Raw genomic sequence first — 16,096 nt, forward strand, 5'->3', positions numbered from 1 at the left:
GCTCAGCCCTCCGAGGCAGCGCAGTCGACCATGAGGGCCATCAGCTCGGTGGCTTCGTCGGTGGTGTCGAGAGTCTCGAGGGCGTGGTCGAGCTCGAGGCGCCGGGAGTGCGGGACGGTGATGGCGTCGAAGCCGTTGGACAACAGGATGCCGGTCGTCATCAGCAGAGCGGTGCGCTTGTTGGCGCCCGCGTAGAACTGGGTCCGGGCGGCGGAGCAGAAGTAGACGAGCGCCTGGAGCCGTGGGTCGTCGGTCTCGGCGACACGCTCCTGCAGCGTGGCGAAGCGGGCGCGGAGCTGCTCGCTGCTGTTGCGGCGCAGCGTGCCCTCGCCGCGGAACCTCCCGGCGTCAGGCGTCTCGTAGCGGGCGACGATCCGGTTGAGACGGTCGGACGTCGATTTGTCGATATGGAACCTGCCGTAGCCGACCAGGTCGCGGAGCGTGCCGTACGCCTCGCTGAGCGCCAGCACCTGCGCCTCGTCCCCAGAGAGGTGGCCGCCGACGGTGACGCCGGCGAGGAGGGTGCGGACCTCGGCAAGGGTGAAGCTGTTGCCTTCGAGCCGCGCCGCGTTCCAGACCAGCTCGGGCAGGCTCGCGCGGAACCGCCGCCAGGCGCTCTCGGTGTCGCTCGGGAGCATCCGGGCGGTGTCGACCTCCGTCCACCAGACGCCGGTGTCGCGCACCTGGTCCTCGCGGTCCGCGACCTCGCGATAGATGTCGCTCGTGGCCGACTTGCGGGCAGCGTACGTCTCGGGGTCGGGCGCCCAGCGGGGCTGCTTCGTCACCATGTCCGGATCTCCTCGCGGGCCCGGTCCGCGGCGTCGCCGCCGACCGAGATGGCGTCGATGGCGATCTGGATCGGCGCCGCGTAGACGACCCGGTCACGCTCGAACGCACCGATGAACAGGTCGGGTTCGGCGGCGACGACGACCACGGTCGCGTGCTGTGAGGCCGGCGCGGGGCGGAGCGTGCCGTCGACGAGGAGGGGCTGGACCGCGGTCGGGTCCTCGCACCACAGGACCGTGACCCGCGGGACGGCCTCGTCGAAGGAGGGGAGGTCCAGGCCGGCCGCGCCGGAGAGTGCCCAGCGCCCGCCGGAGGCGTCGCCGGCAGAGGCGAGCCGGCCGATGGTCGCCTCCCCGCTCAGCAGGAGGGCATCGGGCCGGTGCGGAACGCCGGAGGCACGCGCCGCCTCCTCGATGATCTGGATCGGGTCGCCGTCGGCCCAGGCGTCGAGCCGGCCCGCCCAGAGCTCGATGTCGGGGGACACGTCGGCCGGATACAGCTGATCGAGGATCGCGCGCGCCGCTGCCGCGGCCGACGGCGTCGCCAGCGGAGAGGCGCTCATCGTCAGCCCGGCGCCGCAGGCCGTGGTGATGTTGTCGAGCGTGTCGACAGACGGACTGACCACACCGTTGACGATCCGGTGAACCGTCGAGGCCGACACCCCGGCGCGCGCTGCCACTTGCCGAGCGCTCAGCCCGGAGCGTCCGATGCACTCCGCGACGAGCCGTCCGACGTCCTGTTCCATATATGCAACGCTAGTCCAGACTGTTGCATATATGGACCAGGCATGCCGACGTACGTTTCTTCTAGGGTGTGCGCCATGACGCGACCGATCACGCTGCTTGTCGAGGGGGAGTCGGACAAGGCTCTGGTGGAGGCGTTGGCGCCGCGATACGGGGTAGAGCTGACCGAGCTCGGCATCGAGGTCGTCTCGATGAACGGCGCGGGCAACGCCGGCCGGTTCATCCGCGAGACGACGGCCGCAGGACACCGCGTCGGAGGCCTCTACGACGAGGCGGAGGAGCACTTCGTCACCAACGCGCTGGGCCGACAGCTCGGGGAGGACCTCTCCGGGCAGGGGTTCTTCGCCTGCCGGCGCGACCTCGAGGACGAGATGATCCGGGCGATCGGGGCGGCACGGATCGTCGAGATCCTCGAGCTCAACGGCGAGGGCGGCAAGTTCCGTACGCTGCAGAACCAGCCCGAGCACCGCGGCGAGGAGGTCGCCGACCAGCTGCACCGCTTCTTCGGCACCGCCTCGGGACGCAAGATCCGCTACGGCACGATCCTCGGTGAGGCCGTCGAGATCGAGTCGATCCCGGACCCGCTGGTCGGTCTGCTGACCTGGTGCTGGGGCTGAGTCACGGCTCCATGTCGTCGTGGACGACGACCCGGGAGAGCTCGATGGTGCCGTCCGGGCACTTCCAGAAGTGCAGCCGGCGGGCACTGGGCGTGTGGATCTGCATCGAGACCCGGTAGCAGACCGCGCCGTCGGGGCGGGACTGTGGCGCGGCGTTGCCCCCGGCAGAAGTACGCAGCTGGTGCAGCTCGCGACCGGTCGACTGCTCCGCGAGGCCGGTGAGCACCTCCATGACCACGTCGGCGATCTTGTCGAGGGCGATGCCCTCGAGCGCGTCGACGCTGTCGAGGAACCGCTCGCCGATCGCGAACTCGGGCAGCGGCCGGGTGGCCTGCTCGCCGACCGGGATCCGGCGGGCCCAGGCGGCCTCGACCAGGTGACGGAAGCCGCGCTCACGGTCGGCGAAGACGGGCAGGGCGACCTCCGGCGGCGCGGTCCGCTGCTTGGCGCGGCGCAGCTGAGAGCGCATCCGGGCCAGCTCGGCATCGCGGGTCTCGACCTGACGGGCCGCACGGGCGAGGTCCTTGGCGAACTGCACCCGTTCGTTGCGCAGCCCCGAGACCTGGTCGCGGAGCTCGGCCAGCTCGGCCTCGAGGTGAGCCTTCTCGGCCTTGATCGCGGTGACCTGCAGCGACATCGACTGCACCGCGGCCTTCTTCGCCGGAGCGGCCTCCTTCTCCGGCATGGGGATCGGCTCGGGCGACGACGCCGCCGCCACCGGCGTCGGCCGGACCGCACGGACCGGCTCGCCCCTGCGGCGCGGCATCATCGCGGGCGTCGGGATCGCGGGCCTGGCCGGAGCCTCGGGAGCAGGCTCGGGAGGGGCCGCCTCCGCAGGGGCCTCGACAGCCTCGACTCCCTGAGGCTCGGGAACGGTCTCGACATGGTCGACGACAGCAGGCGGCGGCGCATCCGGGTCGAGCCAGGGCGGGCCGCCGGCGTACAGGGCCAGGGCCTCGCGGGCCGTGTCGTGCTCGCGGACCTCGCGCAGCGACAGCCGCCACCTGGGGCCGGTGGCGACGACCCGGGCGAGCACGACCTCGCCGGGGGTGAGGAGGGCCTGGAGGTCGTCGTCGGGGTCGCCGGTCACATCCGAGCGGAAGAGCTCGACGGTGACGTCGGGATGCAGGCGCAGGTCCGCGGAGCCGGCGAGGACGGAGCGGACCTCGGCGGGGACGACGTCCCCGGCGGCGTACGCCTTCAGTGCCTCCTCGGCGGTGGGGCGGCTCTCCCGGATGTCGAGCCAGCGTGACTTCTTCTCGAGCACCCCGGACACCGCCATCCCGGGCGCGAGGACGCGCTCGATCGGCACCCCCGCCTGGGCGAGCTGGGGCGGGATCGAGGCCATGTCGCCACCGCCGAGGTCGACCAGCGCGCGCTCGCTCATGATCGAGCGCACCGTGCCGGCGCGGCGCTCGCGGGTGGAGGCGGTGCGAGCGCTGTCGAAGAGGCCGGCGGCCGCGGCCATGTCGAGGGCGTCGTCGATGAGCTGTCCGGTGAGCTTCTTGCCCTCGGACCTGTTCCAGGCGAACCGGAGCGGCGCCTGCTTCAGATCGACGTTCCACGCCAGGCCGATCGGGTAGACCCGTCCGGCGCCGCCGTAGACCTGCGTGCCCGGCGTCATCTTGTTGGAGAAGGCCCAGGTGTGGCCGCCGGTCGTGACCAGGTAGAGGTCGGCGAGGTCGCCGATCTCGGCCGCGATCCTCTCCACGTCGGCGTAAGGCTCGGTGTGGCCGGACGCGACGGTCACCACCACGGTCGGCTTGGTGCGGGTGTCGCCGTTGAGCAACGCCGCCAGCGCCTCGGCCTCGGACGTGTTCGTCACGCGCTTGATCGCAGACATGCCCCTCCTTTCACAAAACGTACAGCGAACGGAAAGGAGACCTACCCCAACGACCCGCGGTCTTCGTGGGGCCATCCGATCGGCGTGGATACCGGGGCCGGTGTCAATGACACACCCGTGTCATATTTGACTCGCCAACCTGTCTAGACTCCGTGTCGCTTTTACGACATTGACAGGTATCTGCCGCGCTCCGGGGCTGTGAATGTCTTTACCTGTAACAAATCCCGAGAACGATTTCGGGCGGCAATATTCGATCCGTCCGCATTACCCGGGAAGCGCGCACGATCTGATCACGGGCTCTGCCGACGGTTTCCGCAAGGAGACCCACCTTGAGATATTCACGCCTCGGCCGATCGGCCGTAGCAGCCACGGGCATACTCGCCGCAACCGCTGCGATGCTTGCCGCCACCCCCGCATTCGCCGGCACCCCTACGGCCGACGACAAGGCCCCCGCGGCCAAGCTCTCCTCCACCCTCGAGTCGAAGTTCGAGAAGTCGGACTCGACCGACTTCTGGCTCCGGTTCTCCGACAAGGCCAACCTTGGGCCCGCCACGTCCATCAAGGACTGGACGAAGCGCGGCCAGTACGTCGTCGACGCGCTGGAGAAGACGGCGAAGGCCTCCCAGGCAGGCGCCGTCGCCGAGCTCGACGCCGCCAAGGTCAGCTACAAGACGTACGCGATCTCGAACGCGATCCTGGTCAAGGACGGCTCCGAGGAGCTGGCCCTGAAGCTGGCCGCCGACCCGGAGATCAAGACCGTCCACGAGCGGGCCAGGCTCTCGCTCGTCGAGCCGGTCAAGGAGGAGACGGCCACCAAGGCGCCGCAGGGCACCGAGTGGGGCATCGACTTCATCCACGCTCCCGAGGCCTGGGCGCAGGGCGCGACCGGCGCCGGCATCGTCGTCTCCAGCGTCGACTCCGGGACCGACTACACCCACCCGGCCCTGGTCGACCAGTACCGCGGCAACAACGGCGACGGCACCTTCACCCACGACTACAACTGGTTCGACGCCTACGGCGACTGCTCCAGCGGTCCCTGTGACCTCGACGGCCACGGCACCCACACCATGGGCACCATGGTCGGCGACGACGGCGCCGGCAACCAGATCGGTGTCGCGCCCGACGCCGAGTGGATCGAGACCAACGGCTGCTGCGGCAGCGACGCCGGTCTCCTCGACTCGGGCTGGTGGCTGCTGGAGCCGACCGACGCCGACGGGGAGAACCCGGACGTGTCGAAGCGTCCGCACGTCATCAACAACTCGTGGGGCTGGAACGGCGTCGGCTACATCGACTCCTTCTTCGACGACGTGAACGCCGCCTGGAACGCCGCCGGCCAGTTCTCCTCGTGGGCCTCGGGCAACCCGGGCTCGATGTGCCAGGGGACGTCCTCCCCGGGCGCGAACACGCTCACCTACTCGGTGGGCGCGGTCGACTCCTCCGGCACCGTCGCCTCGTTCTCGGGCCGTGGCCCGGGCCAGGACGGGCTGGTCAAGCCCAACATCGCGGCACCGGGCGTGAACGTACGCTCGTCCGTCCCGGGTGGTGGGTACGCCAGCTACAACGGCACCTCGATGGCCGCCCCGCACCTCGCGGGCGCCGTCGCCGCGCTGTGGAGCTACAACCCGGCCCTGATCGGCAACGTCGAGGAGACCCGCCGCCTGCTCAACGAGGCGGCGACCGACGTCGACGACACCACCTGCGGCGGCACCGCCGAGAACAACAACGTGTACGGCGAGGGCTACCTCGACCTGGCGCGCCTGATCGCCCTGGCTCCGGCCGAGGGCGGCACCGTCGCCGGGACCGTCACCAGCGGCGGCGACCCGATCGCGGGCGCGACCGTCGAGCTCGACGGCTCGGCTCTCGACCGCACCCTCACGACGGACGCCGAGGGTCACTTCTCGGCCGACGTCTTCGTCGGTGACTACGAGGTGACCACCACGGCCTTCGGTTACGTCACCGAGACCGGGTCGGCGACCGTCACGGAGGACGCCACCACGACCGTCGACTTCGACCTCGCCGAGGCTCCGAAGTACACGGTCAGCGGCACGGTCACCAACGCCAGCACCGATGCCCCCATCGCCGGGGCCGAGGTCCAGCTGTCGCCGGGCAACCTGTCCGCGACCGCAGCCGCCGACGGCACCTACTCGTTCGCGGGCGTGCCGGAGGGGACGTACACGATCTTCACCGAGGGGTCGGGCTGTGCCGAGGCGACGAGCTCGGAGATCGAGGTCACGGGCAACAAGACCCATCAGGTGAAGGTGGTCTTCTCCTACGACGGCTACGGCTACTTCTGCTCCGAGGGTTCGAACGGCGTACGTTCCGGGACCACCGCGCTCGGGCTCGAGGGTGACGACGTGGCGGGTTCGGTGGACCTTCCGTTCAGCTTCCCGCTCTACGGCGAGAGCTACACCAAGGCGTACGTCGCCTCGAACGGTCACCTGAACTTCCTCGCCTCGAACGCGGCCTTCAACAACGGCGCGATCCCGTCGGTCAGCGTGCCGAACGCGGCGATCTACCCGTTCTGGGACGACCTCGACGCTCGTGGTGAGGCGGACGTGTTCACCGGGGCGACGACGGTCGACGGCGTGGACGCATTCGTCATCGAGTGGCGTGACGTCGTCCCGCTGAGCACGACGGACCCGCTCGACTTCTCGGTCACCCTCTTCGAGGACGGCCGGGTCGAGCTGGGCTACGGCGACCTGCCCAGCGGCGACCGGGCCCTCGGTGGCTCGGCCACCATCGGCATCGAGAACACCACCGGCAAGATCGGCACGCAGTTCTCGCTCGACACCGCCTCGCTGAGCGACGACAAGTCGATCACCTTCGACCTGGCCCCGATGGGCACGGTCTCCGGTGTCGTCACGGACTACAACACCAAGTCCGGCATCGACGGTGCCGAGGTCACCCTGACCCCGACCGCCGGCGGTTCCGCCAAGACGGTCGAGACCGGCGCCGACGGCTCCTACAGCGTCGACATGGTGACCGGTGCGTACGGCGTGAGCATCACCGCGCCCGACTACGTGTCGGTCAGCCGCGACGTCACCGTCGCCGAGGACGCGACCGTCACCTCCGACGCCCAGCTCAAGGCCGGCCGGCTCGCCGTCACCCAGACGGCGCTCAACGCCAGCCTCGCGATGGGTGGCTCGGTCTCCCGCAACCTGAAGATCACCAACACCGGGTCCGCGCCCGCCGAGGTCGATCTGGGTGCCACCGGGGAGGAGGTCGTCATCCTGGGCGACAAGACCGCCTCCGCCGGCGTCACCAAGAGCGCGACCAACAAGGTCACCGCGGTCAAGACGGCGCCGGGCGCCGGGTCGAAGTCGTCGGGCCTGACCTCCTCGAAGCCGGGAAGCAAGCTCGGTTCGGCGGGGAAGCCTTCGGTCACGGCGCTCGCGCCCACGCCGGCGGGTGAGACGACGCTGTCCCACTCGAGCTCGCACGAGGTCGTGCAGTCCAGCTCGGTCGCGTGCCCCTCGGGGACCACGACGATCCTGCGCACCTACTCACCGGGCGACTTCGGCATCTCGGGGAGCTTCACGCCCACCAGCGTGAGCTTCGCGGTCCAGGAGACGGCCAACGGGAACACGCCGGTGACGGCGACGCTCTACACGTTGCCGGCCGGTGCTGCGTTCACCTTCGCCAACCTGACCCCGATCGGGTCGGGCACGACGACGGTGACCAGCGACTTCGGGGCGACCTACACGGTGCCGGTCGCGGCCTCCGCGGAGATCGCGCCCGACGACATCCTGGTCGTCTCCGTCGCGGGCAGTGCGGTCTACTTCGGCGGCAACCCCGAGGCCGAGACCTCGCCGACCTACCTGGCCTCCGACGCCTGCGGTACGCCGGAGCCGACCGATGCCGCGGAGCTCGGGTTCCCCGACTCCAACATCATCCTCGATGTGACCGGTGAGACCGGCGGCGGTGGCGTCGCGTGGCTGGACGTCCAGCCGCCGTCGTTCACGCTGGCGCCGGGCAAGGCGGTCACCGCGATCGTCACGTTCGCCGCCACGGTCGACCAGCCGGGCACCTATACGGCCGACGTGGTCATCGGGAACAACACCCCCTACACCGTGGCACCGGTCCCGGCGACCATGATCGTGAAGGCGCCCTCCGGCTGGGGCAAGATCACGGGCACGGTGACGGGTTCGGGGTCGCCGATCGAGGGTGCGGTGGTGGCCCTCGACGGGGTGTCCTACGACGTGACGCTTCGGACATCTGCGGACGGCACCTACGGGTACTGGATGCAGAAGTCCAACGCGCCGCTCCAGGTGATCGTCGCGGCCGACGGGTTCGTGCCCGCGACCAAGAAGGCGCAGATCGTGGCTGGTCAGACGACCGTCTACGACTTCGACCTGAAGCCGTTGGGCTAGCCCGACGGCGAGGCCCCGGGCACCAGCAGGTGTCCGGGGCCTTCGCGTCTTTGTTCGGAACCGCTCCGGCGGGCCTCGAATGTCGGTGCTGCGGTGTACGATCGCCGCGCCTGCGAGAACGACCCCTCCAACCAGCCCTTATGCCTGAATCCTCCAAGCCGGCCGTCGCCGAGATCCTGCGCCTGCGGGCTCCGTTGAGCCTGCAGGTCCTGCGCGCCGCTTTGAAGGGCAAACGCGTGCTGCTGACCGAGGAGGAGCTGCTCTCCGTGCTGAAGTCGGGCGGCTTCGTCGAGGGGCCGCCGGGGCAGTGGAGCCTGGCTCCTGCCTCGACCGCGGCTCCCGCTCCCGCTCGGTTCAACCAGGCCTCGCTGGCCTCGCGGGTGGGGGTCGAGGGTGACGTACTCGTGAAGGTGCTGGAGGCGCTGGTCACCGACCATCCCGAGGTCAACTGGGGTGCGCTGCGGGACCGGCTCGAGTCCGGCGCCGATGTCGCGGTCTCCGACCGCACCCTCGGCCTCCTGGAAGAAGGCGTACGCCGCTTCGAGGTCGCCCGGCTGAAGGCCGAGAAGCAGGCGGCCGAGGAGCGTGCCCGGGAGGCGGAGCGGCGCCGTGAGCTGCAGCAGCTGGCCGAGAGCGAGGTCGCGATGCTGCGCGCCGAGCTCGACGACGAGCGGCGGCGGGCCCACGACGCGGCGCTCGAGCGCGACCGGCTGCGCCAGGAGGCCGAGAAGTTGATGGCGCTCAAGGAGCAGGAGACCGCCGCGTGGGTCGCCACCGCCGCGGGCGGCTGGATGCTCGATCTCGGCGCCCCGGAGACCTTCGGCGAGGAGAAGCTCCGCCAGGCGCTCGGCCAGCTCGAGTCGGCGCTGGTGGTGCTCAACGTGCCGGTCTCCGGCCGCGAGATCGAGGCCGTCGTGGTGCATCCCGGCGGGATCGCCGTGGTGGAGCAGTACGACATCCCCTCGACCGCCGGTGTGGTCGAGGTGCCGGCCGACGGGGCGGCGTCCGTCGAGGGCCGCCCGCTCGAGGTCGCTGATCCGCGTGCCGACGTGCTCGCCGCCGTACGTCTCCTGCAGAAGGCCGCTTCCCTGGACCTCGCCTACCTGCCCGTGCTCGCCTTCCAGGGGCCGGCCGAGGCCGAGGGCGAGGACGTGCTCGTCTGCCTCACCGCCGAGGTGGACCTCGCTGTCGACGACATGCTGCACTCACAGTCCGCGAGAGTCTCGGCCGACGATGCGGTCGCGCTGCTGGCCAAGCTCGGGGTCCCGGAGCTGCCGGAGGCCCCGTCGGGGTTCTGAGGCCTCAGATCAGGCCGGCGGCGCGGGCTGCTTCGGCGTAGGCCGCGGCGAGGGTGGGGACGGTTTCGTGGGCGTTGAGACCTGACGGGTTCGGTACGACCCAGAGCTCGGCGCCGGCCAGCGGCTCGGGCTGGCGGCCCTGCTTGGCCTTGGGGCGGTTGAACGCGGTGCGGTAGGCGGTGATCCCGGCGATCGCGACGACGGCCGGTTTCCGCCGTGCGACCAGGGAGAACAGCTCGGCGCCGCCCTCCTTGAGCTCGGCGTTGGAGAGCTCGGAGGCCTTGGCCGTCGCGCGCCGGACGATGTTGGTGAACCCGATGCCCCGGGCGCGGAAGTAGTCGCGGTCCTCCGGCGTCATCCCCGCGGAGGCGTCGATCGGACGGGTGGTGATCCCGGCCCGGAAGATCGCGGGATAGAAGCGGTTGAGCGGGTGCGCGAAGTGGGTCTGGGTCGCCGCGGTCCACAGGCCGGGGTTGATGCCGACGAAGAGGAGGCGCAGCGGTTGGTCGTCTGCCGGGAGGAGGTCGGGGACCGAGGCGCCGTAGTAGGTCTGGAGCTCGGCCTGGGTGAAGCGGGCCACGGCGTGATCCTTCCATCTGCGTAACGACCGGCCGTCCGGGGGTGCAACAGCCGGGTGCCGTGGGGAGTATGTGGAATATGCACCCCACGCGTCTCCTCCCACTCGCACTCGCTGCGACGGCGCTCCTGATCTCCGCCTGCGGCACCTCCGACGAAGCGACCGACCCGGGCTCGAGTCCGTCGGCCTCCTCTTCCGGAACCCCGAAGCCGCAGCCCGAGCCGTCCCGGCCGCCGAGCTCGGAGAAGCCCGTACGCGGCCTGGTCTCCGCCGGCGGCGCGGCGGAGGGTGACCTGGAGAAGACCGCGACGCCGCTCCCGGACGCGGCCGCGATCAAGGCGTACGCAGCCACTCTCGGCACCTCGCTCCAGGAATCGTTCACCACGAAGGCGACCACGCTGCTCGCGCACGTCCCGGCAGGCCAGCGGCTGTACGCCCAGACGGTCTACGACGGCTGCGAGGCGCCGGACCCGGCGACCATCACCGCCTCGACGAGCGGCGACGACGTGGTCCTGCACGTCACCCCGCCGAAGAGCACCAAGATCCAGTGCCTGGTCGCCGAGCGATCGGTCGCGTTGCTCTCGGTCGACCTGCCCGTCGGCTAACGTTCGCCGCGTGGGGGAGCCGTGGAACACCTTCGTCGAGGGCGACAACCTCGACGTGCTCCGGGCGCTCGCGGTGGCGGGGGAGACCTTCGACCTGATCTACATCGACCCGCCCTACAACACCGGCAGTCTCTTCGCCTACCACGACGACCGGCGCGGGAAGGACGGCAAGCGGGCCGGCCGCCACGAGGCGTGGGTCGCGATGATGAGGCCCCGGCTGGAGGCGGCGCGCGCCGTCATGACCGACCGCGCGGCGATCTACGTCTCCATCGACGACAACGAGGCCGCCCACCTCAAGGTCCTGATGGACGAGGTCTTCGACGAGCGCAACCAGCTCGCGCAGATCGTGGTCAACCTCAACCCCAAGGGCCGCCAGCTCGGCAACGGCTTCGCGACGTCCCACGAGTATCTGCTGGTCTACGCCAAGGACGCCCGGTCCTGTGCGCTGGAGTCCAGCATCCCCGAGGCCGTCAACGAGCAGGACTTCCCGCTGGTCACCGACGACGGGCGCCACTACCGGCGACTGCCGCTGCGCAACACCAACAAGAAGTTCAACCCGGCGACCGCCAGGACGCTCCACTTCCCGGTGTGGGGCGACCCGGACTCCGGCCGCGTCGATGTCGAGCCGTTCGACGGTGGCCAGGAGATCTGGCCGGTCTTCGGTGACGGCCGTCCCGCGGTCTGGCGGTGGAGCGCTCCGCTGATCGCGGCCCGTCCCGACGACCTGATGTGCCGTCGCGTACGCGGGAAGCTGGGGGAGCGGGTCGACGTCTACCAGCGCGACTGGCTCTCCCGCGACGCCTCGGGCGACGCGCGGCGCAAGAAGCTCACCACGATCTGGCTGGCCGAGGAGATCGGCTCGACCGACTCCGCCGTCGCGGAGCTGAAGTCGCTGGTGGGGCCGCTGTTCGAGTCGCCGAAGCCGACCGGCCTGATCCGGCGGATCCTGGCCACCATGCCGGCCGACGCGCGGGTCCTCGACTTCTTCGCCGGATCCGGGACCACCGGCCACGCGGTCGCGCTGGCCAACGTGGAGGACGGGGCGCGGCGTACGTGCTGGTCGGTCCAGATCGCCGAGACGACCCGGCCGGGCTCTAACGCGGCCAAGGCCGAGATGGCGTACGTCTCCGACATCACCCGCGCGCGTCTGCGGGCCGTGGTCGCGGCGCACGGGAACGGCGGCGCCGCGGGGTTGGTCGAGCGCGACCTGGATGAGCTTCTCGAGACATCTGGCATCACGCGGGGTGCGTAGAACGCCATGGCCCTCAGCGTTCCCCGGCTCCGGATCGGCTCGACCGAGATCATCGCCCTCCCCGACGGCGAGGGCCCGTTCTTCTCCCCGCGCGCCGATGCCTTCCCCGAGGCCACGGCCGCGCAGTGGGCGGAGGTCGACCGTTACGATCCCGGCGCGGTCGACGCCGAGGGCCGCTGGCGGCTCCAGTTCCGTGCCTTCGCGATCCGCGGCGACAAGGGCCTCACCGTCGTGGACGCCGGGATCGGTCCGGCGGACGGCCCCGCCGCCTCGTGGGCGCCCGTGCCCGGTGTGCTTCCTCGGTCGCTCGACGCCGCGGGCATCGATCCGGCCGAGGTCGACACGGTGGTGCTCACGCATCTGCACACCGACCATGTCGGATGGGCTGTCGTGACCGAGGCCCACGGCCGCCGCCCCTACTTCCCGAACGCTGAATACTTGCTCCAGCGGGCCGAGTACGACGCCCTCGACGCGCTCAACCCCCAGCTTCGCGAGACCCTCACCGACCCGCTCGCGGCGGCTGGTCGGCTCCGGCTCCTCGACGGCGACACAACCCTGCGCGCCGGGCGTACGGTCGCCACGCCCGGTCATACGCCCGGGCATCAGAGCGTGCTGGTCGCCGAGGGGCGCGAGCTGGCGCTCGTCACCGGCGACCTCTTGGTGCACGCGCTCCAGCTGCTCCACCCCGAGATCGCCTACGCACCCGAGATCGACCCTGAGGCGGCCAGGCACTCGAGGGAGCGCATGCTCAGCCGCGAAGCCGCCACCACGCTGCACCTGGCGACACCGCATCTGACGGAGCCGTTCATCTCGGCGTGATCGCGCCGCTGGATGAACTTCTTGCAACATCTGGTAACCGCGTTACACGAGGTGCGTAAAACGCGGCATCGTCTGGGGGCGACCGAACACCTCACCTCGGGAGACCCCCATGAAACTCCGTGGCCTGTTCATCCTTGCCTGCGGCGCCCTCGTGCCGCTCACGATTCCGGCAGCAGCACACGCCGAGTCCTACTCCCAGCCGCTCTCCACCGCCATCGGCGACCTTCCCGTCGCGGCCGAGAACCGCACCGGCTACAGCCGTGACCTCTTCCAGCACTGGATCGACGCCGACGGCGACGGCTGCAACACCCGCAACGAGGTGCTGATCGCGGAGGCCGAGGAGGCCCCCACCATCGGCTCCGGCTGCTCGCTGTCGGGCGGCCGCTGGTACTCCTACTACGACGGCGTCTCCTGGACCCTCACCAGCGACATCGACATCGACCACATGGTCCCGCTCGCCGAGGCCTGGGACTCCGGCGCCCGCACCTGGACCTCGACCGAGCGCCGCGACTACGCCAACGACCTCGGCTACTACGGCTCCCTCGTCGGCGTCACCGACAACGTCAACCAGGCGAAGGGTGACCAGGACCCGGCCGAGTGGATGCCCGCCCAGCAGAAGTGCCGCTATCTCAAGGAGTTCGTCTCGGTGAAGATCCGCTGGCGCCTCTCCGTCGACAGCACCGAAAAGTCGGCCCTCACCAACCTCACCTCCGCCAACGGCTGCGGCAGCCAGACCGTCTCGGTGACCCGCGCCCGCTGACATCTCGATCCCGCCGAGGCGTCGCTTAGGTCGGCCGAGGCGTCGCCTGCGTCGGCCGAGTGGGCGCTGTCATGCCCCCTCGGCCGACGGGCCTGACGTCTCGGCCGACGCGGGTGACGTCTCGGCGGGGTCTGGACAGATAGGATCGCGGCCATGGCGTTCTCTGCCCCACGGGTCACACGGGAGCAGGTGGAGTCCGACGTACGTCGCCGGCTGGCGCGGCTGAAGTCGAAGCGGTGGCACGTGCTGCAGGCCGCCGGGGCGGCCGGGGCGGCGTGGTTCATCGCGGCCGGACTGCTGGGCCACGCACAACCGGTCTTCGCGCCGATCGCGGCTGTGGTCAGCCTCGGCACCTCCTACGGCCAGCGACTGCGGAGGGTGACCGAGGTGACCATCGGGGTGGCGCTCGGGGTGTTCCTGGGCGACATCGTGGTGCAGGTCATCGGCGAGGGTGCCTGGCAGATGACCCTGGTGGTCGCGATGGCCATGGCCGTGGGGATCTTCATCTCCTCGGGGCAGGTCTTCCGCAACCAGGCGGCGGTGCAGTCGATCTTCGTGATGGGGCTGCTGCCGACGCCCGGCGCGGCGTTCACCCGCTGGACCGACGCGCTGATCGGCGGCGCGGTCGCGCTGGTGGCGGCCTCGATCGTGCCCGCCGCGCCGCTGCGGCGGCCCGGTGAGCAGGCCGCGGTGGTGGCCAAGAAGATCGCCTCGTTGCTGCGTGCCGCCGGCCAGGTGATGCTCGACGCCGACGCGGTCCACGGGCTCAAGGTGCTCGCCGACGCGCGCGCCACCGACCCGCTGATCCGCGAGCTGCAGGACGCCTCCGACGAGGGCATGTCGGTGCTGGCGGTGTCGCCCTTCCGGTTCCGGCATCGCAGCCACGTGCATCGGATGGCCGAGCTCGTCGAGCCGCTCGACCGTGCGCTGCGCAGCACCCGGGTGCTGGTGCGGCGGGCGGCGGTGTCGGCCTATCGCGGGGACATCGTGCCGGAGAGCTACTACCAGCTGGCCTTCGGACTCGCAGACGCCGTCGACGTCGTCGAGGCCGAGCTCGCCGCGGGGCTCGGCCCGGACGGGCTGAGCGGGGAGGCCAGGTCGGTGCTGCTCGCGGTCGGCGACCACTCGGCCGAGGTGGAGCGTACGGAATCCCTCAACGCCGAGGTCATCCTCGTCCAGATCAGGTCGATCATCGTCGACCTGCTCGGGGTCACCGGGATGGGGCAGTTCGAGGCGACCGACGCGCTGCCGCCGCTGCCGTCGCGCCGAACGGCCTAGAGCGACCCGCGCAGGTCGCGTACGACCGAGTCCACGACCGCGACCAGATCACCCTCGGTCGACGCCGCGATCGCGCGTTGCCGCTGGTAGGAGGCGCCTTTGTGGATGATGTCGTGCACCCCGGCGAGCTCCTTCTCGCAGCCGAGGCGCGCCGCCACCGGCTCCAGCCGGACGAGCAGATCGGCGAGGTCCTCGGTGACCAGCCGCTCCTCGGAGGCGTCGTTGAGGATCACGATCGCGTCCAGGCCGTAGCGGGCGGCACGCCACTTGTTCTCCTGGACGTGCCACGGCGGCATCGTCGCCACCGGCTCCCCGGCCGCGATCCGGGCGTCCAGGTCGACGCAGAGACAGTGGGCCAGCGCGGCGATCGCGGCCAGCTCCTGGATGGTGGAGACCCCGTCGCAGATCCGGTTCTCGATGGTGCCGATCCGGGGCGAGGGCCGGATGTCCCAGCGGATCTCGCTGATCTCCTCGATCACGCCGGTGATCGTCTGGTCCGAGACGTACGCCTCGAACTCCTGCCACGTCGCGAACTGGAACGGCAGCCCGGCGGTCGGCAGCTGCTGGAACATCAGCGCCCGGTTGGACGCGTAGCCGGTGTCGACGCCCGCCCAGATCGGGGAGGAGGCCGACAGCGCCTGGAAGTGGGGGTAGTAGGTCAGCAGCCCGTTGAGGACCGGCATGACGCGGTCCCGCTCCGGCATCCCGACGTGCACGTGCACGCCCCAGATCAGCATCTGTCGCCCCCACCACTGGGTGCGGTTGATCAGCTCCTCGTAGCGATGTCCCGCGGACAGCTCCTGCGTCGTCCAGGACGCGAACGGGTGGGTCCCGGCGCCGAAGAGGTCCACCCCGAGATCGTCGCCGGCACGTACGACGCCGGAGGTCGTCTCGCGGATCTGGTCCATGGCCTCCTCGACCGTCTCGCAGACCCCCGTGACGATCTCGACGGTGTTGCGCAGCAGCTCCTTGTGGATCCGCTCCGGGTTGGGAACCCGTGCCTTGGCCCGGGCGAAGAGGTGGTCGGCGACGTTGACGAGGTCCCGGGTCTGGCGGTCGACGAGCGCGAGCTCCCACTCGACGCCGAGCGTCGGCCGGGGCGAGGGATGGAAGTCGATCCGCATGTATTGAGCGTTCCTTGCACGGGC

General features: G+C 70.6%; 13 protein-coding genes. 8 read left to right on the forward strand and 5 right to left on the reverse strand.

Going from position 1 to position 16,096, the window contains the following annotated elements:
- Positions 1–2: 2 nt before the first annotated feature.
- Both ACIA03_RS25390 and ACIA03_RS25395 read right to left on the reverse strand, forming a co-directional pair.
- Positions 3–788, reverse strand: a complete 786-nt coding sequence (locus tag ACIA03_RS25390) for a hypothetical protein (RefSeq protein ID WP_396987744.1) — start codon at positions 786–788, stop codon at positions 3–5.
- Positions 782–1,531: a helix-turn-helix domain-containing protein gene (locus ACIA03_RS25395; protein WP_396987746.1), complete on the reverse strand. Its 750-nt coding sequence runs from the start codon at positions 1,529–1,531 to the stop codon at positions 782–784. Before ACIA03_RS25395 ends, ACIA03_RS25390 begins: the two co-directional genes overlap by 7 nt.
- A gap of 75 nt (positions 1,532–1,606) precedes the next feature.
- Here ACIA03_RS25395 and ACIA03_RS25400 point away from each other — a divergent pair, with 75 nt between their 5' ends.
- Positions 1,607–2,146, forward strand: coding sequence for a TOPRIM nucleotidyl transferase/hydrolase domain-containing protein (locus ACIA03_RS25400; RefSeq protein WP_396987748.1), 540 nt, complete (start codon positions 1,607–1,609; stop codon positions 2,144–2,146).
- A gap of 1 nt (position 2,147) precedes the next feature.
- On the opposite strand, the gene ACIA03_RS25405 is transcribed toward ACIA03_RS25400, so the two are convergent.
- Positions 2,148–3,989 (reverse strand): hypothetical protein, encoded by a 1,842-nt coding sequence (locus ACIA03_RS25405; RefSeq protein WP_396987750.1) that lies wholly within the window; start codon positions 3,987–3,989, stop codon positions 2,148–2,150.
- A 329-nt stretch (positions 3,990–4,318) separates the two neighbouring features.
- On the opposite strand from ACIA03_RS25405, the gene ACIA03_RS25410 reads away from it, so the two are divergent.
- Together ACIA03_RS25410 and ACIA03_RS25415 are read left to right on the forward strand one after the other, a co-directional pair.
- Complete coding sequence (locus tag ACIA03_RS25410; RefSeq protein WP_396987752.1) at positions 4,319–8,359, forward strand: carboxypeptidase regulatory-like domain-containing protein; 4,041 nt, start codon at positions 4,319–4,321, stop codon at positions 8,357–8,359.
- A 140-nt stretch (positions 8,360–8,499) separates the two neighbouring features.
- Positions 8,500–9,657, forward strand: coding sequence for a hypothetical protein (locus tag ACIA03_RS25415; protein WP_396987754.1), 1,158 nt, complete (start codon positions 8,500–8,502; stop codon positions 9,655–9,657).
- A gap of 4 nt (positions 9,658–9,661) precedes the next feature.
- Here ACIA03_RS25415 and ACIA03_RS25420 read toward each other — a convergent pair whose 3' ends face one another.
- Positions 9,662–10,237, reverse strand: a complete 576-nt coding sequence (locus tag ACIA03_RS25420) for a mismatch-specific DNA-glycosylase (RefSeq protein WP_378815606.1) — start codon at positions 10,235–10,237, stop codon at positions 9,662–9,664.
- A gap of 77 nt (positions 10,238–10,314) precedes the next feature.
- Between ACIA03_RS25420 and ACIA03_RS25425 the strand changes: the two genes are divergently transcribed.
- From ACIA03_RS25425 to ACIA03_RS25445, 5 genes are all read left to right on the forward strand, one after another.
- Positions 10,315–10,839 carry a hypothetical protein gene (locus ACIA03_RS25425; protein WP_396987756.1) on the forward strand — a complete coding sequence of 175 codons (525 nt, stop codon included), beginning with the start codon at positions 10,315–10,317 and terminating at the stop codon, positions 10,837–10,839.
- Between the two features lie 10 nt (positions 10,840–10,849).
- A complete protein-coding gene (locus ACIA03_RS25430; RefSeq protein ID WP_396987758.1) occupies positions 10,850–12,091 on the forward strand; it encodes a site-specific DNA-methyltransferase in 1,242 nt (413 codons plus the stop codon).
- Positions 12,092–12,097: 6 nt separating this feature from the next.
- On the forward strand, positions 12,098–12,910 hold the full coding sequence (locus tag ACIA03_RS25435) for an MBL fold metallo-hydrolase (protein ID WP_396987760.1): 813 nt from the start codon (positions 12,098–12,100) through the stop codon (positions 12,908–12,910).
- A 109-nt stretch (positions 12,911–13,019) separates the two neighbouring features.
- Positions 13,020–13,670 (forward strand): HNH endonuclease family protein, encoded by a 651-nt coding sequence (locus ACIA03_RS25440; RefSeq protein ID WP_396987762.1) that lies wholly within the window; start codon positions 13,020–13,022, stop codon positions 13,668–13,670.
- Between the two features lie 153 nt (positions 13,671–13,823).
- Positions 13,824–14,948: an aromatic acid exporter family protein gene (locus ACIA03_RS25445; protein WP_396987764.1), complete on the forward strand. Its 1,125-nt coding sequence runs from the start codon at positions 13,824–13,826 to the stop codon at positions 14,946–14,948.
- On the opposite strand, the gene ACIA03_RS25450 is transcribed toward ACIA03_RS25445, so the two are convergent.
- Positions 14,945–16,072, reverse strand: coding sequence for a glutamate--cysteine ligase (locus tag ACIA03_RS25450; protein WP_396987766.1), 1,128 nt, complete (start codon positions 16,070–16,072; stop codon positions 14,945–14,947). The genes ACIA03_RS25445 and ACIA03_RS25450 overlap by 4 nt on opposite strands.
- Positions 16,073–16,096: the final 24 nt, after the last annotated feature.

The sequence above is a fragment of the Nocardioides sp. NPDC051685 genome, from assembly GCF_044453405.1.
GTDB lineage: Bacteria > Actinomycetota > Actinomycetes > Propionibacteriales > Nocardioidaceae > Nocardioides.

What these genes read in the sequence shown, in the direction of transcription:
- ACIA03_RS25390 (WP_396987744.1), bottom strand. Translation starts at nt 788, where the DNA reads ATGGTGACGAAGCAGCCCCGCTGGGCGCCCGACCCCGAGACGTACGCT.
- ACIA03_RS25395 (WP_396987746.1), bottom strand. Translation starts at nt 1,531, where the DNA reads ATGGAACAGGACGTCGGACGGCTCGTCGCGGAGTGCATCGGACGCTCC.
- ACIA03_RS25405 (WP_396987750.1), bottom strand. Translation starts at nt 3,989, where the DNA reads ATGTCTGCGATCAAGCGCGTGACGAACACGTCCGAGGCCGAGGCGCTG.
- ACIA03_RS25440 (WP_396987762.1), top strand. Translation starts at nt 13,020, where the DNA reads ATGAAACTCCGTGGCCTGTTCATCCTTGCCTGCGGCGCCCTCGTGCCG.
- ACIA03_RS25400 (WP_396987748.1), top strand. Translation starts at nt 1,607, where the DNA reads ATGACGCGACCGATCACGCTGCTTGTCGAGGGGGAGTCGGACAAGGCT.
- ACIA03_RS25415 (WP_396987754.1), top strand. Translation starts at nt 8,500, where the DNA reads ATGCCTGAATCCTCCAAGCCGGCCGTCGCCGAGATCCTGCGCCTGCGG.
- ACIA03_RS25435 (WP_396987760.1), top strand. Translation starts at nt 12,098, where the DNA reads ATGGCCCTCAGCGTTCCCCGGCTCCGGATCGGCTCGACCGAGATCATC.
- ACIA03_RS25445 (WP_396987764.1), top strand. Translation starts at nt 13,824, where the DNA reads ATGGCGTTCTCTGCCCCACGGGTCACACGGGAGCAGGTGGAGTCCGAC.
- ACIA03_RS25425 (WP_396987756.1), top strand. Translation starts at nt 10,315, where the DNA reads ATGCACCCCACGCGTCTCCTCCCACTCGCACTCGCTGCGACGGCGCTC.
- ACIA03_RS25450 (WP_396987766.1), bottom strand. Translation starts at nt 16,072, where the DNA reads ATGCGGATCGACTTCCATCCCTCGCCCCGGCCGACGCTCGGCGTCGAG.